At 69.9% G+C, this 23,759-nt stretch carries 21 protein-coding genes and 1 pseudogene; 10 read left to right on the top strand and 12 right to left on the bottom strand.

Annotated features, from left to right (window positions below):
• Positions 1–35: 35 nt before the first annotated feature.
• From AX769_RS00225 to AX769_RS00205, 5 genes are all read left to right on the top strand, one after another.
• Complete coding sequence (locus AX769_RS00225) at positions 36–644, top strand: TetR/AcrR family transcriptional regulator (protein ID WP_066274615.1); 609 nt, start codon at positions 36–38, stop codon at positions 642–644.
• A 144-nt stretch (positions 645–788) separates the two neighbouring features.
• On the top strand, positions 789–2,258 hold the full coding sequence (locus AX769_RS00220; protein WP_066274614.1) for a gamma-aminobutyraldehyde dehydrogenase: 1,470 nt from the start codon (positions 789–791) through the stop codon (positions 2,256–2,258).
• The gene (locus AX769_RS00215) at positions 2,255–2,914 is read left to right on the top strand and encodes a uracil-DNA glycosylase (protein WP_239451881.1); all 660 of its coding nucleotides are present in this window, start codon (positions 2,255–2,257) and stop codon (positions 2,912–2,914) included. The genes AX769_RS00220 and AX769_RS00215 overlap by 4 nt, the downstream gene beginning before the upstream one ends.
• Positions 2,915–3,031: 117 nt before the next feature.
• Positions 3,032–5,365, top strand: a complete 2,334-nt coding sequence (locus tag AX769_RS00210) for a transglycosylase domain-containing protein (RefSeq protein ID WP_066274612.1) — start codon at positions 3,032–3,034, stop codon at positions 5,363–5,365.
• A gap of 2 nt (positions 5,366–5,367) precedes the next feature.
• Positions 5,368–7,518: an acyltransferase family protein gene (locus tag AX769_RS00205; protein WP_066274608.1), complete on the top strand. Its 2,151-nt coding sequence runs from the start codon at positions 5,368–5,370 to the stop codon at positions 7,516–7,518.
• Positions 7,519–7,525: 7 nt separating this feature from the next.
• On the opposite strand, the gene AX769_RS00200 is transcribed toward AX769_RS00205, so the two are convergent.
• Positions 7,526–8,086 (bottom strand): isochorismatase family protein, encoded by a 561-nt coding sequence (locus AX769_RS00200; RefSeq protein ID WP_066274606.1) that lies wholly within the window; start codon positions 8,084–8,086, stop codon positions 7,526–7,528.
• A gap of 56 nt (positions 8,087–8,142) precedes the next feature.
• Positions 8,143–9,582 carry a PLP-dependent aminotransferase family protein gene (locus tag AX769_RS00195; protein WP_066274604.1) on the bottom strand — a complete coding sequence of 480 codons (1,440 nt, stop codon included), beginning with the start codon at positions 9,580–9,582 and terminating at the stop codon, positions 8,143–8,145.
• Positions 9,583–9,643: 61 nt separating this feature from the next.
• On the opposite strand from AX769_RS00195, the gene AX769_RS00190 reads away from it, so the two are divergent.
• Complete coding sequence (locus AX769_RS00190) at positions 9,644–9,892, top strand: hypothetical protein (protein WP_157887360.1); 249 nt, start codon at positions 9,644–9,646, stop codon at positions 9,890–9,892.
• 18 nt (positions 9,893–9,910) lie between these two features.
• On the opposite strand, the gene AX769_RS00185 is transcribed toward AX769_RS00190, so the two are convergent.
• The 4 genes from AX769_RS00185 to AX769_RS00170 all read right to left on the bottom strand — a co-directional run bounded on the left by AX769_RS00185 (position 9,911) and on the right by AX769_RS00170 (position 15,300).
• Complete coding sequence (locus AX769_RS00185; RefSeq protein ID WP_066274601.1) at positions 9,911–10,537, bottom strand: DUF2510 domain-containing protein; 627 nt, start codon at positions 10,535–10,537, stop codon at positions 9,911–9,913.
• A 59-nt stretch (positions 10,538–10,596) separates the two neighbouring features.
• Positions 10,597–11,820: an MFS transporter gene (locus AX769_RS00180; protein WP_066274597.1), complete on the bottom strand. Its 1,224-nt coding sequence runs from the start codon at positions 11,818–11,820 to the stop codon at positions 10,597–10,599.
• Between the two features lie 154 nt (positions 11,821–11,974).
• Positions 11,975–14,572 carry an ATP-dependent Clp protease ATP-binding subunit gene (locus AX769_RS00175; protein ID WP_369824047.1) on the bottom strand — a complete coding sequence of 866 codons (2,598 nt, stop codon included), beginning with the start codon at positions 14,570–14,572 and terminating at the stop codon, positions 11,975–11,977.
• A 113-nt stretch (positions 14,573–14,685) separates the two neighbouring features.
• Positions 14,686–15,300 carry a general stress protein gene (locus AX769_RS00170; protein WP_239451880.1) on the bottom strand — a complete coding sequence of 205 codons (615 nt, stop codon included), beginning with the start codon at positions 15,298–15,300 and terminating at the stop codon, positions 14,686–14,688.
• Between the two features lie 153 nt (positions 15,301–15,453).
• Here AX769_RS00170 and AX769_RS00165 point away from each other — a divergent pair, with 153 nt between their 5' ends.
• Entirely contained in the window at positions 15,454–16,449 is a 996-nt protein-coding gene (locus tag AX769_RS00165) for a helix-turn-helix domain-containing protein (RefSeq protein WP_066274594.1), read from the top strand.
• Positions 16,450–16,588: 139 nt separating this feature from the next.
• Positions 16,589–17,515: a PfkB family carbohydrate kinase gene (locus AX769_RS00160; RefSeq protein ID WP_082763373.1), complete on the top strand. Its 927-nt coding sequence runs from the start codon at positions 16,589–16,591 to the stop codon at positions 17,513–17,515.
• 10 nt (positions 17,516–17,525) lie between these two features.
• On the opposite strand, the gene AX769_RS23500 is transcribed toward AX769_RS00160, so the two are convergent.
• From AX769_RS23500 to AX769_RS00135, 6 genes and pseudogenes are all read right to left on the bottom strand, one after another.
• Positions 17,526–18,149 carry a hypothetical protein gene (locus tag AX769_RS23500; protein ID WP_157887359.1) on the bottom strand — a complete coding sequence of 208 codons (624 nt, stop codon included), beginning with the start codon at positions 18,147–18,149 and terminating at the stop codon, positions 17,526–17,528.
• A gap of 24 nt (positions 18,150–18,173) precedes the next feature.
• Entirely contained in the window at positions 18,174–18,596 is a 423-nt protein-coding gene (locus AX769_RS00150) for an ASCH domain-containing protein (protein WP_066274587.1), read from the bottom strand.
• A gap of 195 nt (positions 18,597–18,791) precedes the next feature.
• Positions 18,792–19,085, bottom strand: coding sequence for a hypothetical protein (locus AX769_RS24910; protein ID WP_239451879.1), 294 nt, complete (start codon positions 19,083–19,085; stop codon positions 18,792–18,794).
• An 848-nt stretch (positions 19,086–19,933) separates the two neighbouring features.
• Positions 19,934–20,245: pseudogene (locus AX769_RS24905) on the bottom strand (oxidoreductase); the annotation flags it as partial.
• Positions 20,246–20,307: 62 nt separating this feature from the next.
• Positions 20,308–21,234 carry an FAD:protein FMN transferase gene (locus AX769_RS00140; protein ID WP_066274582.1) on the bottom strand — a complete coding sequence of 309 codons (927 nt, stop codon included), beginning with the start codon at positions 21,232–21,234 and terminating at the stop codon, positions 20,308–20,310.
• Complete coding sequence (locus tag AX769_RS00135; RefSeq protein WP_239451878.1) at positions 21,234–21,758, bottom strand: hypothetical protein; 525 nt, start codon at positions 21,756–21,758, stop codon at positions 21,234–21,236. The genes AX769_RS00140 and AX769_RS00135 overlap by 1 nt, the downstream gene beginning before the upstream one ends.
• 120 nt (positions 21,759–21,878) lie before the next feature.
• Here AX769_RS00135 and AX769_RS00130 point away from each other — a divergent pair, with 120 nt between their 5' ends.
• Positions 21,879–23,366: an MFS transporter gene (locus AX769_RS00130; RefSeq protein WP_066274579.1), complete on the top strand. Its 1,488-nt coding sequence runs from the start codon at positions 21,879–21,881 to the stop codon at positions 23,364–23,366.
• Positions 23,367–23,471: 105 nt separating this feature from the next.
• Positions 23,472–23,708 (top strand): hypothetical protein, encoded by a 237-nt coding sequence (locus AX769_RS00125; RefSeq protein ID WP_157887358.1) that lies wholly within the window; start codon positions 23,472–23,474, stop codon positions 23,706–23,708.
• Positions 23,709–23,759 lie beyond the last annotated feature (51 nt).

Genomic DNA, 23,759 nt, shown 5'->3' with positions numbered 1-23,759 from the left:
TCCGCCGGGCGGCACGCTCCGTCTACCCTCGGAGGATGACCATCGACGTGCCCCTCGGAGCAGTTCTCACCGACCCGGCCGAGGCGATCGACGAAGCGGCCCGCACCATCGCGACCACCTCCGGGCTCACCGCCATCACGCTGCGGCGCGTCACCTCGGTCTCCGGCCTCCCGCCGGCCACCGTCGCATCGCACGAGCCGTCGATGAACGCCCTCGCCGCCCGTACCTTCTCCGACCTGGCCCGCGCTGAGATCGAGCGCATCGCCGACTCGATCGAGGGTGCCGCGACTCCGCTCGACGCCCTGAAGACGATCGTCGACTCGCTGCTCGGGCCGGCCCACGACCTCTCCAAAACGATCTGGGCGGACGCCTGGAGCGTCAGTCGCCACAACGACTTCATCGCCGTAGCCGCCCGCGAGAGCATGCAGGCCTGGCAAGAGCTGCTCGTCGGTGTCCTGCTCGCCGGGTCCGAGGCGGGCCAGTTCTCGGTGCGCCGCGCCGACCTCGCCGCCCAGCAGTTCTTCGCCCTCATCGACTCGACCACGGCCTACGCGCTCGTCGGCTACCTCGACTCCGACGCCCGCTCGCTGCTCGTCACGCGCAGCCTCGAGGTCTCGCTCGGCCTGCCCGAGCTCACCTTCTAGCCCGCAGGGCCGGCCTCGCCAAACCGGCCAGCCCGGCTCTCCCCTCCCAGCCTTACCTTTTCGGCACGATCTGACCTCCGAGACGGGCAGATCGTGCCGAAAAGGCAAGGGTCGAGCACAGCGGGGGCCCGCTAGTGTCGGCGCATGGCGACCACGACGACCGCGAGCACCCCTCTCCAGAACTTCATCGACGGCGAGTACGTCGAAGCCACCGCCGACGGGGCCGACCCCTTCGACCTGATCGACCCGGCCACCGAGCAGGTCTACGGCTCGTCGCCCGTCTCCGACCGCGCCACCGTCGACCGCGCCTTCCGCGCCGCCGAGAAGGCCTTCCAGACGTGGGGCGAGACGACTCCGGCCGAGCGCCAGCTCGCGCTCTTCCGCATCGCCGACGCGATGGAGGCCCGGGCCGAGGAGTTCGCCGACCTCGAGTCGCAGGACACCGGCAAGCCGCGCGTGTCGCTCGTCGCCGACGAGATCCTGCTGAGCGTCGACCAGATCCGCTTCTTCGCCGGCGAGGCCCGGCACCTGCAGGGCATGAGCGCGGGCGAGTACATGCCCGACCACACGAGCTTCATCCGCCGCGAGCCCATCGGCGTCGTCGGCCAGGTCACGCCGTGGAACTACCCGCTCAACATGGCGGTGTGGAAGTTCGCCCCGGCGCTCGCCGCCGGCAACACGACGGTGCTGAAGCCGAGCGACACCACGCCGCTCTCGACTCTCCTCTTGGCTGAGGTCGCCTCCGAGTTCCTCCCGAAGGGCGTTCTCAACGTCATCACGGGCGACCGCACGACGGGCGCCGCCATGATCGAGCACAGGATTCCGCAGATGGTCTCCATCACCGGCTCCGTCCGCGCCGGCATGGCGGTCGCCAAGGCCGCCGCCGACGACCTCAAGCGGGTGCACCTCGAGCTCGGCGGCAAGGCCCCCGTCATCGTGTTCGACGACGCCGACATCCCGAGCGCCGTCGAGGGCATCGTGGCGGCCGGCTTCTTCAACGCCGGGCAGGACTGCACGGCGGCGACGAGGCTGCTCGTGCAGAGCGGAATCCACGACGAGTTCGTGCAGGCGCTCGCCGAGCACGCACGGGGGGCTGCCCGAACCGGTGCCCCGTCAGATCCTGACGCCCTCTTCGGCCCCGTCAACAACGCGAACCAGCTCGCGCAGGTCGAGGGTTTCATCGACCGGCTGCCCGACCGGGCCACGATCGAGCTCGGCGGGCACCGCCAGGGCACCACGGGCTACTTCCACGAGGCGACCATCGTGTCGGGTCTGTCGCAGGACGACGACGCGGTGCAGAACGAGATCTTCGGCCCGGTGATCACGGTGCAGCGGTTCAGCGACGAGCGCGAGGCCCTCGAGTGGGCGAACGGCGTGCAATACGGCCTCGCCTCCAGTGTCTGGACGACCGACCACGGCCGCGCCATGCGCTTCGCCAAGCGGCTCGACTTCGGCTGCGTGTGGATCAACACGCATATCCCGATCGTCGCCGAGATGCCGCACGGCGGGTTCAAGCACTCGGGCTACGGCAAAGACCTCTCGTCGTATGGCTTCGAGGACTACACGCGCGTCAAGCACGTGATGTCGTACATCGGGCGCGGCCCGCAGCTGTGATCGGGGCACCACCCGACCTCCGGCACTTCTTCGAGCTGCTCGACGCGGTGCCGTGCGCCGACGACGCCGAGACTCTGTACTCGCAGGCCCGGCCCGGGGGCGACCTGCGTCGCCGCAACCTCCGGCACTACTTCGATCTGATCGCAGCGCAGAGCACCGAGCGCCGCCCGTTGCTCCTCGTCGGCGAGGCGCCGGGCTGGCGCGGTGCGACCAACACCGGCGTCTCGTTCATGAGCCTCCGCGAGCTCACGGCGAGGCCCGGCCTCATGACGCAGGATCCGACGGGCGACGGATTCGAGACCCCTTCCGCGGCCACGGCCCCCTGGGAGGCCTCGTCGAGAGCGGTCTGGGCGGCTCTCGCCGGCTGGCCGGGCCCCCTGCCGCTCGCTTGGCCGATCTTCCCTCACCACCCCTTCGTGGCCGGGCAGTCGCTCACGAATCGCACACCCCGGCCGTCCGAAGTACGGGACGGGGCGCCGGTCGCGCTCGAGCTCGCCCACGCCTTCGGCGTCGATCGGATCGTCGCCGTCGGCCGAAAGGCGCAGGGAGCGCTCGCCGCGAACGGTGTCGAGGCGGAGACCGTGCGCCACCCTGCGCAGGGCGGCGCGGCACTGTTCACGCGACAGGTTCGGGCGATCGGCGGCCTTCCGAGCTGATCGAGAGCGGCGACGGCGGGCCGTGCGGCGGACAGAAGGGTCCTCCGCAAGGACCAATTCTCTCGAAACCCATGCCGGACATTTCGTTATCTCGCGGCTCTCGCTTACCGTGATGGGGTGCCTCGTACCCGTGCCCCCCGAATCATCGGTTCCCTGATCGGCTTCGCCGGTCTCTCCGTCGTGGCCGGCGTGCTGGTCGCCATCCTCTTCGTGCCCTCCGTCGCCGTCGCCGGTGAGGGTGTCGTGACCGGGGTGAAGACGTTCAACTCGCTGCCGAGCTACCTCCAGATCACCCAGCCGGCGCAAGCGTCGTCGATCTACGCCAAGAAGGGCGGCCAGGAGGTCAAGATCGCGTCGTTCTACGTGCAGAACCGCACCGACGTCGAGCTGACCGCGATGTCGAAGCTGGTGCAGCAGTCGACGATCGACACTGAAGACCCGCGTTTCTACAAAGAGGGCGCGATCGACGTGCAGGGCACCGTCCGCGGAATCCTGGCGACGACCCTCGGCCACGACGTGCAGGGTGGTTCGTCGATCACCCAGCAGTACGTCAAGAACGTCCTCGTGCAGCGGTGCGCCCAGCAGTACGACCAGACGTCGAAGGCCGGTCAGGCGTCGGCCAACGCATGCTACGACCAGGTGACGGCGACGACGCCGGCTCGCAAGCTTCGCGAGATGCGGTACGCCATCGGCGTCGAGAAGAAGTACTCGAAGTCCGACATCCTGCAGAGCTACCTCAACCTGGTCGGCTTCGGCGGCACCGTCTACGGCGTCCAGGCCGCATCCGAGTACTACTTCGGGGTGTCGGCGAGCGCGCTGTCGCTGCCGCAGGCCGCGACCCTCACCGCCATCCTCAACAACCCGCAGAACCTCCGGATCGACCAGCCGGGCAACAAGCTGAACGGTGCGGCCAACCACTACGCGCCGACTCTCGCGCGACGCAACTACGTGCTGCAGCGCATGTACGTCGCCAAGGACATCACCGCGGCCGAGCGCGACGCCGCCGAGAAGACTCCCATCGCCCCCAAGATCACGCCCCAGTCGAACGGCTGCACGACAGCGGCCAAGTACGACGCCGGCTATTTCTGCAACTACGTCGAGTCATCGATCAAAGCCGACCCGGCCTTCGGCGCGACCCAGCCGATCCGCAACGAGAAGCTGACCGAGGGCGGCCTGTCGATCTACACGACGCTCAATCTCGACCTGCAGGGTCAGGCGCAGTCGGCGGTCAGCCAGTACATGCCGACCACCGTGCCGGGGTACTACCTCGGCGCCGCGAACGTCGCAGTCGAGCCCGGCACCGGGCGCATCATCGACATGGTGCAGAACACGAACTTCGACGAGACGTCGACGGCGACCACCGGGTCGACAGCGGTCAACTACAACACCGACCACGCGAACGGCGGCTCGCAGGGCTTCCAGACCGGTTCGTCGTTCAAGGCGTTCACCCTGGCCGCCTGGCTCGAGGCCGGTCACACCCTCAACCAGACGGTGACGACCACGCAGCACGCGTTGCCGTTCTCGGAGTTCACGAACTCCTGCTATGGCCTCGGGCCCGGCACCTGGAACGTCGCCAACGCCGACCCGGCTCCGGCCTCGATGACCGTGATGGCGGCCACGGCGCAGTCGGTCAACACGGCTTTCGCCGACATGGGCAAGCAGCTCGACCTGTGCAACATCGGCAAGGCGGCCCTCGGGATGGACATCCACGCCGCCAACCCGGCGTCCTACGTCGACGGCGGCAACCCGTTCGTCGAACCGCCCTCGATGATCCTGGGCACGAACTACATCGCGCCTCTGACCATGGCGACCGCTTACGCCGGTATCGCCAACAACGGCGTCGTCTGCACGCCGGTCGCGATCGACAAGGTCGTCGACCAGCACGGGGCCACGGTGCCGACGAGCCCGTCCAAGTGCACGCAGGGCATGTCGGCCGACGTCGCGCACGCGCTGGCCTATGCACTCCAGCCGGTGCTGAAGCCGGGCGGGACGGGCGCCACCGCGAACCCCAACGACGGCGTGCCGATCCTGGCGAAGACGGGCACCACCGACTCCGCCGTGCAGAACTGGCTGGTCACGTCCACCACGAAGATCGCTCAGGCGACGTGGGTGGGCAACATCGCCGGTCAGGCCGGTTTCTACAGCACCTTCATCAACACCCCGGCGCACGGCGTGCAGGAGGGCTACAACCTCAAGTTCGGCATGGACCAGCAGATCATCCACGACCTCAACGTCGCGTACCCGGGTGCCCAGGCCTTCCCGTTGCCTCCGCAGTCCATGATCGGCTTCGTCGCCAAGCCGTCGACCGGCACCAACTCGAAGAGTGACAAGTCGGGCACCTCGACCGGCAAGCCCGCCACCAACGGCGGCACGACGACCGGCGGAACCGGCGGCACCTCGAACGGCGGAACGAGCGGCGGCGGCAAGGTCGGCGGCCCGAGCACCAAGTAGCAGTGGTCGCCGAAGGCGCCGGTGTCGCGCGGCACCGCGCCCGCCGGGCGGGAACGGGGCCGCCCGAACGGGCGCTTCGGCTCGAGATCCAGGCCGCCCGGGCGATCGCGATCGCGTCGGTCGTCGTCTATCACTTCTGGCCGGGCCGCCTGCCGGGCGGTTACGTCGGCGTCGACATCTTCTTCGCGATCTCGGGGTACCTCATCACGGGTCATATCGCGAAACCCGTGTCGGCAGGCACGTTCAGCTTCCGTGCGTTCTACGCCCGGCGCGCCTGGCGGCTGCTGCCCGCCGCACTGACCACGCTCGCCGTCTCGACGATCCTGACCTTCGTCTTCGTGCCTCAGACGCTCTGGCAGGACTTCGGCGAGCAGATCGCGGCGAGCGCCCTCTACGTGGAGAACTGGACCCTGGCCGCGAATTCCGTCGACTACTCGGCCCTGAACGCGAACTCGAGCATCGTGCAGCACTTCTGGTCGCTGTCGACCGAAGAGCAGTTCTACGCGGTGTGGCCGTTGATCCTGTGGCTCTGCGCGGTGGTGGCCCGAAGGCGTCATCAACTGAATCGGGCCTTCGCCGTCGCTCTCGGAGCCGTCTTCGTGCTCTCGATCGCATACTCCATCGTCGACACCACCCACTCTCCCGCGTCGTACTTCATCACGACGACCCGCGCGTATGAGTTCGCGGCCGGCGGCCTGCTCTGGCTGGCGCTTCAGCGCGTCCGCCTGCCCGACGCGGTCGCGGCCGCCGCGAGCTGGGTCGGCCTCGCGGTGATCGCCGTGACGCTCGTCACCTTCAGTGCCGCGACCCCCTTCCCCAGCGGCACGGCCCTCCTTCCGATCGTCGGGGTGGCGCTGATCGTCGCCGGCGGGATGCCCCGGGCACGCTGGGCCCCTTCGGTCGTGTTCCGGCTCTCGCCCGTGCAGTGGCTCGGCGACGTCTCGTATTCGCTCTACCTGTGGCACTGGCCGCTGCTGATCGTGGCACCGTACGCGCTCGGAGTCCCGGCGGGGCGGCCGCTGCCGGGGGGCGCGAAGATCGCGGTGCTGGTGCTGGCGCTCGTCCTGGCGGACGTGTCGCGCCGCTTCATCGAGAAGCCGCTCATCGCGTACTCCGGCGCCCGACTCCGTTCACCACGACCGCGCTATCGCAGCGTCCTGGTGTTCGCGGTCGCGGCCATGCTCGTCGTGGCCGTCCCGTCCTCGGGCCTCGCCGCCAGTGTGGCCATTCGATCGCACGAGTCGTCGCCTCTGGCCGCCGCCGTCAGAGGTCTGCGGGTGACGAAGTGCCTCGGCGCCGCTGCCATCCGCCCCGGTGCGGACTGCGGGCAGGTCGCGACGTCGGCCATCGTTCCGAGCGCTCTGCAGGCCGCGTCCGACGACTTCGGGCAGCAGGCGGGCAAGGGCTGCCAGATCGACGGGACCGAGCCGGAGCCCGCCGTCTGCACCTTCGGCGACAAGCACAGCTCGGTGCGCATCGCTCTGGTCGGCGACTCGCACGCGACGAACTACGCCCCCGCGCTGCAGCTCATCGCCGACGCGCACCACTGGAGCCTGACCACCTACCTGCGCTCGGGGTGCCCTCTCACGTCGGCAGCGGCCTCGGTCGGCGCGGTCTGCGAGCGGTGGAACGAGCAGGTCGAAGCGCAACTCACAGCGAAGAAGTTCGACGTTGTGTTCGTCGCGGCCCTCTCCGACACCCCCGTCCCCTACCCGGGCCTGGCGTCGGTGGCGGCTCTGACGTCGGCCCATCGGGATGTCTCCGCCGCCGGCTACGCGAAGGCCTGGGCTCCGATCATGAAAGCGGGCTCGACCGTCGTGGCGTTGCGCGATGATCCCGACCCGCAGCTCGCGGGCGTCCGCGACGAGCCGACCTGCGTCGCGCAGTACGGTGACGGGCCCCAGTGCGACGTCTCACAGAAACTCTCCCTGATCGACGATCCGCTGGCCCAGGCGGCCAGGACAACGCAGGGTGTCGCCCTCATCGACTCCACCGATCTCTTCTGCCGAGACGGCGTCTGCCCGGCGGTGATCGGCGGCGTCCAGGTGTACCGGCAGTTCCAGCATGTGACGCAGACGTACATGCGCACGATGGCGCCGTATCTGGAGCCTCGGATCGTCTCCATCGTCGCAGCGGCTGCCGCGAGAAGGTGACTCCTGGTCAGACGGGAGTCGTCAGCTCGACCTCGGCGGCCGTCGCGGTGCCGGCGGTGCGGCCGGGGGCCGTCTGGTACGTCCAGTAGAGGTTGGTGTGCGCGATGACCTTGTCGGGCGCCGGCGCGCCCCACTCGGTCTCGTCGTCGGTGGTGTGCGCGTCGCTGACCAGCGTCGCGTCGTAGCCGCGGGCGAACGCGCCGTGCAGCGTCGACCTGACGCAGGCATCGGTCTGAGCCCCGGCGACGACGAGCCGCCCCACCTCGAGCCCGGCCAGCAGGTCTTCGAGGTCGGTGGCCTCGAAGGTGTCGCCGTACTTCTTGTGGATCACAGGCTCGCCGTCGCGTGGATCGAGCTCGGGGACGATCCGCCAGTCGTCGCTGCCGAAGTCGAGGCCCTCGTCGGAGTGCTGCACCCAGATCACGGGCACCGCCTCGACTCGGGCTCGATCGACGAGGCCCTTGATGTTCGCGACGACAGCATCGCGGTCGAACGCGTCGGCGACGACCCCCTTCTGCACGTCGATGACGAGGAGAGCGGAGCCCGGGCGGTCGGTGAGCGTGGTCATGCCGGTGAAACTACTCCGGGCCGCCGACACCCGCCAGCCCGCCACCCACCCCGGGGCTAGACCACGAGCGCGGCCTCGGGCGAGACCACCCGGGGCGCGCCGAGCGTCCGCCATGCTCGCGCCAGCCGGCCGATGGCATCCACAGCGATCAGCCCGGACGTCGAGATCGGGATCCTGATGTTGCGCTCGAATGCGCCGTCGATGCCGAACCGCGAGCCCGAGGTGATCGTGACCCCCTGGTCGCGCGCGGCCAGCGCGAGGGCCGAGCTGAGTGGCGCCCCGAGCCCCACCCAGATGGCGAGGCCGCCGTCGACCGCCGGCACGTCCCACTCGGGCAGATCATCGGCGAGCAGCCGCATCAGCTGGTCGCGACTGGCGCGCAACGATTCGCGACGGCCCGCCAGGATCTCGTCGAGGTGAGTCAGCGCCTCGCACGCCACGAGCTGCTCGAGCACCCCGTTGCCCATGTCGGAGGCCGGCCGGGCGGCGGCGATCCTGTCGATCATGTGGTGCTCGGCGCGGATCCAGCCGATACGCACCCCGCTCCACACCGTCTTGCTGAGCGACCCGACGGTGACCACTGTCGCGCCGCGGTGCGGCAGGGCCGCCATCGGCGGGGTCGAGAAGGGCCGGTCGATGTCGAGGTCGCGCGTCGTCTCGTCGATCAGCAGCACGGTGCTTGTGCGCGCCGCGACCGCGAGCAGACGCTCCCGGGCGGCCATCGGCATCGTGGCGCCCGTCGGGTTGTGGAAGTCGGGCATCAGGTAGGCGAGCGTCGGGCGCCCGTCGCGCAGGATCGCCTCCACGTCGTCCATGTCGATGCCGTGCGGCCCGACCGGGCTGGCCACGAGCCGCGCACCCGCCGCGCGGAAGGCGTCGAGCGCGTGGGTGTAGCTCGGCGACTCGACGAGCACTCGGTCGGCACGGCCGAGCACCGTGCGGGCGATCAGCCCGATGGCGTGCTGCGCCCCGAGCGTGACCAGGATCTCGTCGGGCGACGTGGGCGCACCGGCCTGCGTGTAGCGGTCGGCGATGAGGCGCCGCAGCTCGGGCATGCCGAACAGGTCGATTCCGGCGCCCAGGTGCTCGGGCAGCCGCGCTGCAGCCCGGGCCGCGAACCGGGGCAGATCGGGCCACGCATCGAGCACGGCCTTGCTGAGGTCGATCGAGAGCGGGCGCACCGCGACGTCGGAGCCGCGGCCACGGGCGAGCTCGAGGATGCTGCCCGAGCCCTGGACGCTGCGCAGCACGCCCCGCTCGCGCAGTGTGCGGTAGGCCGTGACGATCGTGGTGCGGCTGACCCCGAGGGCGGCCGCCATCTCGCGTTCGGCCGGCAGCCGGGTGCCCGAGCGGATGCGGCCGTCGATCAGCAGAAGGTCGAGCTTGTCGGCGAGCTCGGCGTGCGCGCGACCCCCGCGGCGCCACTCGCCGAGCAGCTGCACGAGCGCGCGTGTGCCGAGGGGGAAGGGGCCGGTGCCGGTGATCACTGTGGACATAGGGCCACTTTAGGCCGATTGGATCTTTTGGCGCGAGCCAATCGCACGATTGGATTGCTTTATGCTTACATTGGATGTCATCTCACACGTCGTCACCCCCGGCGGAACAGGCCACGTCGACGTCGGCCTCTCGATCGTCATCGTGGTGACTGCCGTGATCGCCGGTGTGCTCGCGATCCTGAGGCTCTACCCGTCGTGGGCGAACCGGACGCACGAAGCCGAGTCGCACGAGGGCGCGCTGCCTGAGGGCACGCTGCCTAAGGCCACTGCTCGCGAGGCAGAGCGCAGCGAGCGCATTCTGAAGCGCTGACGCCCAGTCTTCGCCGACTCAGTAGAGGGAGTGGAGCAGCGCGCTCGACCGCGCGATGCTGACCACCAGCCCCGCGACGAAGACCACGATCATGACCCACATCGGCCAGAACGCGCGCGTCGCACCGACCTGGTGCGCGATCACCGTTCGGCCGATCACGTAGACCGGCGCAAACAGGAAGGTCCACGCCCAGGCGAAGGGTCGCACGACACCACGCCGCGCGAGTTCACGACGATCGAAGTAGGCGAGCACGACGGTGGCGCCGTAGATCGCGAAGGTCGCGCCGAGAGCGACGAAGTAGCCCGGCGTGTAGACCGAGCCGGGGTCGATGGTGCGTACGTGCTCCGGGCCGATCGTCTCGAACCGATACGACGTCGAGTACAGGAAGCTCGCGGGGATGCTGACGAGCGGCAGGAGCACGATCAGCCAGATGAAGACGGTCCACGCCGACGTCGCGGGCTGCAGCTCCGGTCGCTCCCAGTGCGGCGCGTACCCGGATCCGGGTGCGACCGCGAAGGCGACGGGTGGGGCGGTCTGCGCGGTCCACGCGGCGCCGTCCCACCAGCGAGACCCGGGAGCCCCGGACGGCTCTGGGTACCACCCGGCGGGGGCGGGGATGTATCCGTTCGACTTCTCGTCGCTCACGCGGGTCCTCTCCGTCACGACGCGAGGAGGCTCTGGCATCCTCGCCGTGTACCAACATATCAGCGCGACGGCAGGCGTGACCGCGCGCCGTCGACGAGAGCCCATACGCCGGCTGCCGCAGCGAGCACGACGACGAGCGTCACCACGCCGGGCCAGGCGGCGCCGGCGAAAGCGAAGCCGGCCGACCAGCCGACCACGCTCGATCCTGCGTAATAGAACAGGTTGTAGAGCGACGCGGCTTGAGCGCGGTGCTCGGGCTCGGCACGGGCGCCCACCCAGCCGGAGGCCACCGAGTGGGCTCCGAAGAACCCGGCCGTCAGGATCACGAGGCCGGGCACGATCGCCCACAGACTCGGCGCCAGCGTCAGCAGGACGCCGCCGACCATGACCCCGATCGACGTCACCAGCACCACGTGTCGGCCCGCGCGCACGACGAGACCGCCGGCGACGCGCGATGACACCGTGCCGGCCAGGTAGGCGAAGAAGAGAAGGGCGGACTCGGACGGGGTGAGGTCGAACGGCTTCGCCTCGAGCCGGAACGACAGGTAGTTGTAGACGGCGACGAACCCGCCCATCAAGAGCAGGCCCTGCGCGAACAGCACGACGAGGCCCGGAGTGCGGAGCTGTCGCCCGGCCGTCCGCAGCACGTCGCCCGCGGGGACGTCGCGCCGCACGAACCCGCGCGGCACCGGCACGAGCAGCGCGAACACCACCGTCGCGGCGGCCGAGACGAGCACCACGACCAGTACGCCCACGCGCCAGCCGGCCGCCTCGCCGATCGGGGCGGCCACGATGCGCCCGAGCAGACCGCCCAGCGTCGTCCCCGACACGTACGTGCCTGCAGCGACGGCCGCCCACGCGCGAGTGACCTCTTCGTGCAGGTACGTGACGGCGATCGCGGGGACGCCGCCCAGCGCGAAGCCCTCGACGACCCGCAGGATCAGAATGCTGGTCAACCCGGGCAGGAAGGGCACGATCACCCCGGCGACGCAGGCCGCCACCAGCGAGACGCGCATCACCGTCAGGCGCCCGAACCGGTCGGCTGCCCACGACCACGGCAGCACGCCCGCCGCCAGCCCGATCGTGGCCGCCGAGACGGAGAGCGCGGCCTGAGCCGGCGCCACGTGGAGGTCGCGCGAGACGAGCGGCAGTACGCCCTGCACCGAGTACAGCTGTGCAAAGGTCGCGATGCCGGCGAAGAAGAGGGCCAGCAGGATGCGACGGTACGGCTTCGACCCGCGGTCGTGCCCTTCGAACACGGCGACGGTGTTCGGCGGGCTCATCGCTTCCAGCCTACGACCGCCTCAGTCGTCGGCGGCAGGTGAGTGGCAATTTCGCGCGGAGAATCGGGCCAGAAGCCGCGGGAATGTGCCACTCACCGGGCGTGGAGAAGGCCCCCGCCTGCAGAGCAGGTGGGGGCCTTCCGAGGGGGGAGCGCTAGACCGCGGCGGGGGTGTCGACGTGCGCGCTGAGCGTGCCGTCGGCTGCAGTGAGCCGCACCATGTCACCGGCAGCCAGCGCCCCGTCGACCAACAGGCCGGCGATCCTGTCGTCGACCTCGCGCTGGATCAGGCGACGCAGTGGGCGGGCGCCGTACTCCGGCTCGTAGCCGTGCTCGGCCAGCCACTCGAGAGCCGAGTCGTCGGCCGTGAAGCGGATGTCCTGCACCAGCAGGCGGTGCTCGGTGCCCTGCAGCATCAGCGACACGATCTCGCGGATCTCAGACTTCGACAGCTTCTGGAACAGCACGATCTCGTCGATCCTGTTCAAGAACTCGGGGCGCATCGCCTCGCGCAGCTTGCCCATGACGCGGTCACGCAGGGCCTTGTCCGAGCCGAAGCCGTTGCCGGCGCTGCCGTCAGCCGCAGACGCGACGAAGCCGAGGGCACCGCTCCGCGACGCGAGGAACTCCGAGCCGAGGTTCGACGTCATGATGATCACCGTGTTGCGGAAGTCGACCGTGCGGCCCTGGCCGTCGGTCAGGCGACCGTCGTCGAGCACCTGCAGCAGCAGGTTGAACACGTCCGGGTGCGCCTTCTCGATCTCGTCGAGCAGGATCACCGAGTACGGGTTGCGCCGCACCTTCTCGGTCAGCTGGCCGGCCTCGTCGTAGCCGACGTACCCGGGAGGGGCACCGACCAGGCGCGAGACGGTGTGGCGCTCGCCGAACTCCGACATGTCGAAGCGCAGCATCGACGACTCGTCGCCGAAGAGCGACGACGCGAGCGCCTTCGCCAGCTCGGTCTTGCCGACACCGGTCGGGCCGAGGAAGAGGAAGCTGCCGGTGGGGCGACGGGAGTCGCCCATTCCGGTGCGGCTGCGACGGATCGACTTCGCGATGGCGGCCACCGCATCGTCCTGCCCGATGACGCGAGCGTGCAGCTCGTGCTCGAGTACGGCGAGGCGCGACTTGTCGCCCTCGGTCATCCGCTGTGCGGGGATTCCCGTGGCACGCGAGACCATCTCGGCGATGTCCTCTTCCGAGATCACTGCGTCGATCGACGTCATCGAGGGCGCAGGATGCGACGTGGCCGCCTCGAGGCGGGTCTCGACCTCCTGCATCCGGTCACGCAATCCTGACGCCTCTTCATAGCGCTCGGCAGTCACGGCCTGGTTCTTGGCGGACTCGAGGTCGGCGAGCTCGGCCTGGAGGGCCGAGACGTCGACGGTGGAGCCGACGCGCAGGCGGCGACGAGCGCCGGCCTGGTCGATCAGGTCGATGGCCTTGTCGGGGAGGAAGCGGTCGGAGACGTAGCGGTGCGAGAGCTCGACCGCGGCGCGGATCGCCTCGGGCGAGTACGTCACCGCGTGGTGCTCTTCGTAGCGCGGAGCGAGACCCGCCAGGATCTGCACCGCGTCCTCCACGCTCGGCTCAGGAACCTGAACGGGCTGGAAGCGGCGCTCCAACGCGGCGTCCTTCTCGACGCGGCGGTACTCGGCAAGAGTCGTCGCGCCGACGATGTGCAGCTCGCCTCGGGCCAGTCGGGGCTTCAGGATGTTGCCCGCGTCCATGCCGCCGTCGCCGCCGGATCCTGCGCCCACGACCGTGTGCAGCTCGTCGATGAAGACGATCAGCTCGTCGGAGTGCGCGGCGATCTCGTCGATCGCCTTGGTGAGGCGCTCTTCGAAGTCGCCGCGATAGCGCGTGCCCGCCACCATCGACGCCATGTCGAGGGCCACGACGCGCTTGCCGCGCAGGGGCTCGGGCACGTCGCTGTCGGCGATGCGCTGGGCGAGGCCCTCGACGATCGCGGTCTTGCCGACGCCGGGCTCGCCGATCAGCACCGGGTTGTTCTTGGTGCGGCGCAGCAGGATCTCGACGGTCGATTCGATCTCGTCGGCGCGACCGATCACGGGGTCGAGCTTGCCCTCGCGAGCGCGGGCGGTGAGGTCGGTGCCGAACTGATCGAGGGTGGGGGTGTCGGACTGAACCGCGCCCGTCGCATCCTGTGCCGTCGCAGTGCCGGGCTGGCCGCCGCCGCCCTGGGCGAAGCGCTGCATCGCCTCGGGGGTCACGCCCGCCGCGGAGAGCAGCTGGCCGGGCACGGAGTCCTGGTTGACGACGAGCGCGAAGATCAGGTGCTCGGGGTCGACGTAGGTCGAGCCGAACGCGCGAGCCGCCTGAGCGGACTCGAGCAGCACGCGCTGCGCCGCCGGGGTCAGCGGCGGGCGCTCAGAAGCATCGCCGGACGCGCCGGGGAGACGGCCCTCGATGGAGTGCACGAGGGAGTCGCGGTCGGCGCCGGCGAACGCGACGAGGTCGCTCGCGGGGTGCTCGTCGACCGCCGCGCGCAGGATGTGCAGCGCGTCGATCTCGGAGTGACCGTGCGAGACGGCGAACTCCCGGGCCTTGCCGAGCAGTTCGTGGGTGCGGCGGCTGAGCAGCCTGCCGATGTCGATGGGGCGGCCGAACTGGCCGCCCTGCTGCCCGCCGAGCAGGCGCGCCAGCATGTCGTTGAAAGACTCGGCGTCGAAAGAGCCGTTCTCGTTCGATGAGGACTGGTCGCCGGAAGCGGGTCCGAAGTTGTCAGGCAATGTACCTCCAGTAGAAACATGAGTGCCGTTGACTCAAGTAACCAGAGGGAAGCACCTGCCATTCCCGACTCCAGAAAAAAGTTGAGTCGGACCCGCTCAGGTTTGGTGAAAACCTATTTGTAGACGCCCTCCGCCAGCATCTGCGTCGCACGGGCGGCGAATTCTCCGCGGACGAGGAGCTCGTACCGGCCTGCCTCCATCGTCTTCACCGAGGCGAAGTCCCGCTGGCCGCGGGTGGCCGCGTGGCCGACGAACCCGAAGATCGCGCCCCACACGGCACCGAGGATCAGCGCGACGATCAGCACGATGAAGAAGTTGTCGTTCGGAATGAAGAAGCCGAAGAGCAGCCCGGCGAGCAGGCCGAACCACGCGCCCGAGCCGATGCCGCGCACGGCCGCCGAGCCATTGGTCACGCGGCCGGCGACGTTCTCGACCGTGCGCAGGTCGTGGCCGACGATCGAGACGTTCTCGACGGGGAATCCGTCGTCCGACAGCTTGTCGACCGCGCGCTGGGCATCCTCGTACTTCGTGTAGCTCGCGACGACCTGCGGGTACGAGCCGCCGACGAACGCCCCCACGCCGCCGACCGACTCGGCCGCCGACCCGGTCGCGTCGGCCACGGGCTGCTGCTGAGCCGGCGGAGGGGTGGAACCGTGAGGGGCGTACTCGCCGTACTGCGGGCGGCCCTCGGGCTGAGAGCCGTGCGGCGGGGTCTGATCGGTAGGCATGTGATCTCCTGAAGTCGATGTGAAGCGGGTGTGCACTCCCTAGCCTGGCGGTTCGCGCTGACGCTTTCCGGCATCTGGGCGAATGCCTAGCAAAAAAAACCGCTGCGCGAAAGGGATACCCAACCGATCAGATCACGTGCCAGAATCCTGCCGATGTCCACCCAGCACCATGATCAGCGGCACGACTCGCGATCCTCTCTCCCCCTGCACTTCGAAGTCGAAGGCACCGACCTCGACGAAGCGCGCGACTTCTTCAGCGACGGCTACAACGGCTCGGGGTTCCATGTCGAACGCTCGGCGCGTGACTTCTCGTATCGTCACACGGCCTCGGGCGACGCCGACATGACACTGAGGTCGTCGTCGCTCATGGGCAGCGTGCGGGGCACGGTGCAGCCGAAGGACAAGTACATCGTCGCCTGGATCTCGAGCGGGTCGGGGGTCATGGACATCGGCGGCGACGAGGCGTCGATGACTCTGGGGCGGCCGGCGATGTTCCCGACCGGCAAGCGTTACGCCTTCCACTTCATCGACGCTCGGCAGAATCTCGTGCACTTCGACGCGCGCTTCCTCGAGCGGATCGCGGCCGAGCAGAGCGGCGCCGCCCCGGGGCCCCTGCACTTCCATCACCAGATCGTGCCCGAGCCCGACGCGCTGGCTCGCTGGAAGGCGACCATCACCTCGGTCGCGCGCACCGTGCTCGGCGGCCCCGGCGAGCCGCCTGCAGGCGCCCTGCTCCGCTTGGAGGCCAATCGCCTCGCAGCCTCGGCCCTGCTCGACACGTTCGCGCACGACGCACCGCGCACGGCGACCCTTCTCGCCCTGCCTCCGCACGCGAAGCTGCGCGCGGCGATCGATTTCATGCACGCCCGGTCGGAGGAGCCGATCTCGGCGACCGACATCGCTGCGGCCTCCGGGCTCAGCCTGCGCGGCCTCCAGCACGTCTTCAGCCAGCAGCTCGACACGACGCCGACCGAATACCTCCGCGGCCTCCGGCTCGACCGCGTGCGAGCCGAGCTGACGGCGATGGCGCCCGGCGAGACGACGGTGTCGGCGGTGGCTCGTCGCTGGGGGTTCGCGCACGCGGGGCGGTTCGCCGGGTCGTACCTGCGCCGCTTCGGCGAGTACCCTGCGGTGACGCTGGGGCGCTAGCCGGTGGCACGCTGGTGCTGCTCTGGCGCTGCTCTGGTGCTGCTCTGGTGCTGCTCTGGTGCTGCTCTGGCGCTGAGGCTGCGGTGACGCGAAGGATTCTGGGGCGCCGGGGCTGCGGGGCGCCCCATATTCTCGTCGTATGAGTTCTGTGTCGCCTCGCCCTGCATCCGCTTTCGTCGTCGGCGAAGCCCTCATCGACGTCGTCGTCGACGGCGACCGGCGCGACGAACACCCCGGCGGCAGCCCGATGAACGTCGCGTACGGGCTGGCGAGGCTCGGCGTGCCCACCGTGTTCCGGTCGGTGCTCGGCCGGGACGCCCGCGGCGACGCGATCGCTCGGCACCTGGCCGAAAGCGCGGCGACTCTTGATCCTGCATCTCTCACCGACTCGCCCACCTCGACCGCCGTCGCGACGATCCAGGCCGACCGGCACGCCGAGTACACCTTCGACATCGCCTGGAACCCGGGGCCTCTCACGGCGTCACAGGATGCCACGCTCATCCACGCGGGTTCGATCGCGTCGGCCCTCGAGCCGGGCTCCGACGACGTGCGGCGCCTGTTCGACTCTCAGCGCACGGGCACCGCGCTGCTCAGCTTCGACCCGAACGTGCGCCCGGGTGTCACGCCCTCCCGCCCGGCCGTCGTCGCCGCGGTCGAGGCGCTGGCCGCCAGCGCGCACGTGGTGAAGCTCAGCGACGAGGACGCCGCCTGGCTGTTCCCGTCGCTGTCGGCCGACGCCGTGCTCGACTGGTTCCTGTCGCGCGGGGCGGCGTTGGCCGCGATGACGCGGGGAGGCGACGGCGCCCTCGTCGCCTCGGGTGCCGATCGCCTCTCGCTGCCGTCGCTGCCGGTCGAGGTGGTCGACACGATCGGCGCAGGCGACTCGTTCATGTCAGGGCTGCTGTGGGCGATCCTCGACCGAGGCTTGGCGCCGAAGCTGCGCGCTGGCGTCATCGTGCGTTCCGACCTCGAGGCCGTTGCCGCCGTCGCACTGCAGAGCGCACGCGTCACCGTCTCGCGCGCCGGCGCGAACCCGCCCACCCCCGCCGAGCTCGCCGCGCCCTGATTTCTTTCGCTCACGGTCTGCGCCCCGCGAGGGCCATGACCCGAGCAACATCGATCACAGTACCGATGGACCCCGGTGCTAGGGCGCTCGCGAGGTGGTCGATGTCGTCGAGTGCCCTGGCGATGTCAGTTCGAAGGATCGGTTCGTGGTGGATTCGAGGCCACACCGTCGAGCTGTACGTGTTGGCCAGGAGGTGTCTCCAGAATCCGAACGAGAGTTCGGCGACGAGTCTCCCGGCAGTGGACTGTCCGTGCCTTGTCGCGCGAGAGAGAGCCTTGGCAACGTCGGCTTGGGCTCGCGCGTCCAGACGGAGGGTCTGGTCGAGCCACCATTCGCCCTTCGGGCTGGTGGCAGACAGCCGGCGGTGGATGACATTGCGGAGAATCACTTCGAGGTGCCCGACAATCTGGAACAGGCCCGCCGATGCCCCGGCGTTCCAGACATTGAGCTCGACTTCATCGCCTCCGGCCGCGCGATATGAGCCTAGGCGTTCGGCGCTGACCCACCGTTCAGAGTGTGGGAAGTGAGGCGAAGCGAGCAGATGACTTGCTGCTGTCTCCTGGTTGAGAAGGCCCCGGAGCGATCCCTGCTGTGCAATACCCGGCACATCGCCGGGGTTTCCGTATTTATACATCACCCTCGCCGTTCGGGCGGGCGCTCAGCGGGCGACGACGCGGAAGCGGACGAACACGGCGAGGGTGGCGTCGGTGACGCGGTGGTCGGCACCCATCTCGGCGCGGACCTCGGGGCCGTGCCAGAACTCCTCGTGGCCCGCGCGCCAGGCGGCGACCGTCTCGTAACCCTCGCCCTCATCGCGGGCGTGCTGCTCGTCGACCTCGCCGAGCGGGGCGATGCGCACGGCGGTGTTCTCGATGACGCAGACCGGCTGCCCGTCGGAGTCGATCACGACACCGCGGCCGCCCACGACGGGCAGCGGCTCGTCGGGCTCGTAGCCCTCGACGAGCGACGTGGTGCTCGTCTTCGACCCGTCGACGATCGCGGCGACGAGCTGGTCGCGCAGCGGCCCGGGGAAGGCGAACTCTTCGAGCGGGAGGCCCGCGACGTCGGCGGCGGTCAGCATGCCTCCACGCTAGCGGGGCGGACAGCGGCAGCCGAGCGCTGCCGCCCTCCCGTCAGGCTGCCGCACCTCCCGTCAGGCTGCCGCACCTCCCGTCAGGCTGCCGCACCTCCGGTCGGGCCGCCGCGCCGCGCCGCGGTGAGGTGCCGCAGCCCGCACGGAGGTGTGAACGCCGCGAGCGGGTGCTGGTGCCGCGCCTCAGTAGCCGGCGAACGCGTCCGACGTGACGTGCCGCACGCCCGAGCGACGCAGCACCCGCCGCACCTCGTGCACGAGCCGCGGCGGGCCCGAGACGTAGGCGTGCCGCGAGGCGGCGTCGCCGACGGACGACTGCACGAGATGCTCGGTCACGTGCCCCGACCCCACGTACGTCCACCCCTCCGGCAGTGTGGCGGGCTCCGACGGCGCGAGCAGCAGCACCCGCACGCCGAGCGCCGCGAGCTCGTCGCGATAAGCCGGCTCGTCGGCCGAGGGCACGGAGTAGAGCAGCACGACGTCGCGGGTGTCGGAGGCTGCGCGCAGCTGCTGCAGCTGGCTGATGAAGGGGTGATGCCGATGCCGCCCGCGACGAGCAGCAGCGCCCGGGAAGAGTCGAGAGGCAGCGTGAAGTCGCCGCCGACGCTGGTGGCGGCGATCTCCGTGCCGGGCTCGAGCGACAGCAGCGCGGTCTTGAACGACGACGAGGGCACGGAGGTGGTGAGACCGAACCGCACCACGTCGTGATCCTGCGCCCCCGACGCGATGCTGAACGTGCGGCGCTGCCCGCGCACGTCGGCCTTGGCGTGCGGCAGCGACAGCTCCATGAACTGGCCCGCGGCGAAACGCACCGGGCGGCGGGGCGTGAACGAGAGCTCCCAGGTGTTCGGCGTGAGCTGCCGGCGGCCCGCGAATGCGAGCCGGATGCCGCCGCGCTGCCCCGCGAAGAACGCCAGCAGGTTGCCGATCACGAGTGCGAGCTCGTACGTGCCGAACACGCGCCCGAAGTGGAACGGCACGCCGAAGAGCACGCCCACGACGACGGCGAGCACCAGCTGCTGCCAGCGCCGGGGCGGCAGGGTCAGCGGCTCGGAGAGCATGATGCCGGCGAAGAAGACCACCGGCGACGAGAGCAGCGCGTTCTGCAGGGCCATCGACGACGTCGAGCCGTTCGACATCGACTCGAGGGTGACGACCGCGGTCGCCACCACGAAGAACACGATGCCCATGCTGAGGTGTCGAGTGCGATGCAGGATCACGAAGGCCACGATCACGACGACCGGCAGGATCCAGGGCGCCCCCACCCACCAGCTCGGGAAGACGCTCGGCACGGCGATGCTCATCACCACCGCGGCCACGGCCGCCGGGTTGAAGATGTGCCGCCCGCGGCCCGCGAGCACGTACTTCGACACCGAGGCGATAACCCCGGCGACGGCCAGCCAGCCGAGACTCTGCGCGGTGAGGAAGGGCGTGAACAGGAAGGTCAGGATGAGCCCCGTGACGATCGACGACTCGGTGTGCGGCTTGACCCGGAAGATCAGGGCGACGAGGCGACCGCTGATCACCGTGGCCAGCACGGCGACGGCGGCCGACACCAGGATCGGCAGGGGCTGGTACGCGATCTTGCCGAGCAGCGACACGACGAGCGACTCGACCAGCACGAGGAGGAGCCCCATCAGCACCAGCCGGTACATGGTCACGCGGCCGGTGAGCGAGTCGAGCCAGGAGGTGAAGCCGGTCATGAGAAGAGGTCTCCAGAGAAGGTCGGTGTCGTCGAGGCGATGCCGTCGGCGGTGACGCGGACGGCCTCGAGAGTGAAGTCGTCGGCGAAGGCTTCTGCCAGGGCGTCAGGAGAGCGGAAGAAGAGGGCGGTGGCGAGCCCGTCGGCCGCGAGGCCGGTGGGGGCGAGGGCCCAGGATGCCACGACCGATGAGGTCGGCAGCCCGGTCGTGGCGTCGATGATGTGGTGCAGCCCCTCGCCCCAGGTGCGTCGGTTCGGGGCCGACGCGCAGAGGGCTGCGTTCGAGAGCTCGATCACGCCGATTGCGAGCGTCGGGTCGAAGGGGTGCTCGAGGGCGACCCGGGCCGGCACCGTGCCGTGGTGGCGGAGGTCGCCGGAGGCGTCGACGACGTAGTCCGTGACGCCTGCCGCGTCGAGACTCGCCTCGTCGAGGATGGCGCACACGAGGTCGACGAGGCAGCCCTTGCCCGCCGCGCCGATGTCGATCAGCACGGGTGCCGTCGTCGTGAGCACGCGACCGTCCCAGTGGGCGACCTCGGCGAACCGGGGCACCGCGGCAGGGTCGCTGGCCGAGACGCCGGGTGCGAGCCGGAACGAGTAGTCGCGGTCGTAGCCGAGGTGCTCGAGCCGGCGGCCGACCAACGGGCTGACGGCGCCACCCGTCACCTCGTCGAGGCGGCGGTAGAGGTCGAACAGGGGCGTGGCATCCTGCGGCATCTCGTACCGGCCGGGCTCACGGGCGATGCGCGCGACGAGGGAGTCGTCGCGGAACCGCGACCAGGTGCGGTCGAACGCCGCGATGCAGTCGGAGACGCGCTGTGCGACGGGCGCGGGCAGCGGCGACGCCGTCGAGATGGCCCAGGGCGCCCCGATGGCGTCAAAATGCCAGACGGCGGGCAGCCGGGGGTCGGCGACGACAGGCATCAGGCTTTGGCGTCGGCCTTGATCTTGGTCAGGGCGTTGTCGAAGCCCTGGCTGGTGAGCGACGAGCCGGCGACCTGGGTGACGTGCAGGTCGTCGATCTTCTTGCCGACGATCGCCTTCGAGATGCCGCCGATGAACTGCGACTCGTACTGCGTGGCGGTCGGGTCGGCCTTGACGGTCTTGACGGTGACGGCCTTGACCGAATCGCTGGCGATCGTGAGGTCGACGCTGATCAGCTCTTGCCCGCCGGGCGATGAATAGGTGCCCTGCTCGGTGTAGGTGCCGTCTTTGTAGCTGCCGCTGGAGGTGCCCGCGTCGGTGGCGCTGCTGGGGCTCGTGCTGCTGCTGTCACTCGAGCCGGAGCTCGAGCTCGAGTTCGACGATCCGGAGCCGGACGACCCGCTGCCGGACGAGCCGGAGCCGGTGGTCGACCCGCTGGTGGACGAGCAGCCGGCCAGGAGGGCGACGGCGGAGGCGCCGGTGAGGGCGAGGAGTGCAGTGCGGGATCGGGCTGCAGACAGCATGAGGGTTCTCATCTCGAAATCGGGGATGGACAAATTCTCTTCGACCTACCTACGAGGAAACCGGGACGAAAGTTCAGCCGCTGCCGGACTATTTCAGCGGACACGCAGGTTGGGCCCCTCATGAGCAACCCCGCCGACGGCGTCGGTTTCCGGTCCGAACGCGGACCGATCCTGATCGCCCTGATGCTGACCACCGGTCTCGTCGCCATCGACTCCACCATCGTCGCCACTGCCGTGCCCTCGATCGTGCACGACATCGGGGGCTTCTCGTCCTTCCCCTGGGTCTTCTCGATCTACCTGCTGGCGCAGGCGGTGTCGGTGCCCATCTACGCGAAGCTCTCCGACACGGTCGGCCGGAAGCCCATCGTCCTGATCGGCATCGGGCTCTTCCTGCTCGGATCGGTGCTCTGCGGCTTCGCGTGGAGCATGCCCGCGCTGATCCTCTTCCGCGTGATCCAGGGGCTCGGCGCCGGGGCCGTGCAGCCGATGGCCATCACGATCGCCGGCGACATCTACACGCTGAAAGAGCGGGCGAAGGCGCAGGGTTACCTCGCCAGCGTCTGGGCGATCTCGTCGGTCGTCGGGCCGACCCTCGGCGGCGTCTTCTCGTCGCTCGGCATCTGGCGCGGCATCTTCTTCGTGAACGTGCCGTTGTGCCTGCTCGCCGTGTGGATGCTGCTGCGCGCCTTCCACGAGAACATCGAGCGCACGCGGCACAGGGTCGACTACCTCGGGGCGGGCCTGCTGACCGGGGCCCTCAGCCTGCTGATCGTCGCGGTGCTCGAAGGCGGCCAGGCCTGGGCGTGGGATTCGCCCGTCAGCATCGGAGCGTTCGCCCTCGGGGCCCTGGTGCTCGTCGCCTTCCTCGTCGTCGAGCGGCGGGCCGCCGAGCCGGTGCTGCCGCCGTGGGTGTTCTCGCGCCGGCTGCTGTTGACGACGTCGCTGATCTCGTTCGGTGTCGGCGCCCTCATCCTCGGGCTCACGTCGTACGTCCCCACCTACCTCGAGGGCGCAGGGGGCCAGTCGCCCATCCTCGCGGGGCTGGCGCTCGCCGCGCTCACTCTCGGCTGGCCGGTGTCGGCGTCGCAGTCGGGGCGGCTGTACCTCCGCATCGGCTTCCGGTCGACGGTGCTGATCGGCGTCACTCTGACCGTGATCGGCGCAGCTCTCCTCGTCGTCGTCGCACCGTTGGTGAGCGTGCTGCTCGTCGCTCTGACCTGCTTCGTGATGGGTCTCGGCATGGGCCTCGTGGCAACTCCCAGCCTCATCGCCGCGCAGTCGAGCGTCGAGTGGAACGAGCGCGGCGTCGTCACCGGCACGAACCTCTTCAGCCGTTCGATCGGCAGCGCCCTCGGCGTCGCCGTCTTCGGCGCCATCGCCAACGCGATCTACGCCGCGACGCAGGGCGGCGACCACGTGCCGCATGTGATCGTCTCGGCCTCGACGGCGGTGTTCGTCGCGGTGGTGGTCACCGCGCTGCTGGTCGTGATTGCAGTGCTCGCGATGCCGCGGGTGCGGGCTGCTGCTGCCGGTGCTGCCGATGCGGCCGCCGACGGTTCTGCCTCTGGCTCCGCTCCGACCGGGCCGGTGCCACTGGCCGCAGACTGACCTCCTCCCCCTCCCTTACCTTTTCGGCTCGATCTTCCGTTCTGGTCGGGCCGGCTGAGCCGAAAGGGTAAGGGTGCGGCGGGGGACGGGCGCAGGATGGGGCACATGGACGACCCGACCCGGAGGCTGCTGTTCTGGTTGAAGGCACCCTTCGCCGTTGACATCGGGCTCGGGCTCGTGGGCCTGGGCTTTCTCGCCGGCGGCCGAATCGCCACGGGCGTGATCGTGCTCTGCTTCGGGGCGGCTCGGGCCGTGGCCGGGGCGATCGCGCTCTGGATCCTGACGCCGCGGTTGCTGGCCCGGCAGCGCGACCGTGAGGCCGCCGCTGCCGCCGAGGACTAGCCGCGATCGCGATTTCGCGACCACGGCCGCCGACGGACGCATACTGGGGCG

This window comes from Frondihabitans sp. PAMC 28766, assembly GCF_001577365.1.
Lineage (GTDB): Bacteria > Actinomycetota > Actinomycetes > Actinomycetales > Microbacteriaceae > Frondihabitans.
Note: the sequence above shows the minus strand (reverse complement) of the source record. Positions and strands in the feature narration are given on the sequence as shown.

Excerpts from the sequence above, each read along its gene's own strand:
- AX769_RS00220 (WP_066274614.1), top strand. The coding sequence starts at position 789 with ATGGCGACCACGACGACCGCGAGCACCCCTCTCCAGAACTTCATCGAC.
- AX769_RS00125 (WP_157887358.1), top strand. The coding sequence starts at position 23,472 with ATGGACGACCCGACCCGGAGGCTGCTGTTCTGGTTGAAGGCACCCTTC.
- AX769_RS00150 (WP_066274587.1), bottom strand. The coding sequence starts at position 18,596 with ATGCTGACCGCCGCCGACGTCGCGGGCCTCCCGCTCGAAGAGTTCGCC.
- AX769_RS00200 (WP_066274606.1), bottom strand. The coding sequence starts at position 8,086 with ATGACCACGCTCACCGACCGCCCGGGCTCCGCTCTCCTCGTCATCGAC.
- AX769_RS23500 (WP_157887359.1), bottom strand. The coding sequence starts at position 18,149 with ATGTATAAATACGGAAACCCCGGCGATGTGCCGGGTATTGCACAGCAG.
- AX769_RS00140 (WP_066274582.1), bottom strand. The coding sequence starts at position 21,234 with ATGCCTGTCGTCGCCGACCCCCGGCTGCCCGCCGTCTGGCATTTTGAC.
- AX769_RS00195 (WP_066274604.1), bottom strand. The coding sequence starts at position 9,582 with ATGTCCACAGTGATCACCGGCACCGGCCCCTTCCCCCTCGGCACACGC.
- AX769_RS00165 (WP_066274594.1), top strand. The coding sequence starts at position 15,454 with ATGTCCACCCAGCACCATGATCAGCGGCACGACTCGCGATCCTCTCTC.
- AX769_RS00225 (WP_066274615.1), top strand. The coding sequence starts at position 36 with ATGACCATCGACGTGCCCCTCGGAGCAGTTCTCACCGACCCGGCCGAG.
- AX769_RS00180 (WP_066274597.1), bottom strand. The coding sequence starts at position 11,820 with ATGAGCCCGCCGAACACCGTCGCCGTGTTCGAAGGGCACGACCGCGGG.
- AX769_RS00160 (WP_082763373.1), top strand. The coding sequence starts at position 16,589 with ATGAGTTCTGTGTCGCCTCGCCCTGCATCCGCTTTCGTCGTCGGCGAA.
- AX769_RS00170 (WP_239451880.1), bottom strand. The coding sequence starts at position 15,300 with ATGCCTACCGATCAGACCCCGCCGCACGGCTCTCAGCCCGAGGGCCGC.
- AX769_RS00190 (WP_157887360.1), top strand. The coding sequence starts at position 9,644 with ATGCTTACATTGGATGTCATCTCACACGTCGTCACCCCCGGCGGAACA.
- AX769_RS00135 (WP_239451878.1), bottom strand. The coding sequence starts at position 21,758 with ATGCTGTCTGCAGCCCGATCCCGCACTGCACTCCTCGCCCTCACCGGC.
- AX769_RS00130 (WP_066274579.1), top strand. The coding sequence starts at position 21,879 with ATGAGCAACCCCGCCGACGGCGTCGGTTTCCGGTCCGAACGCGGACCG.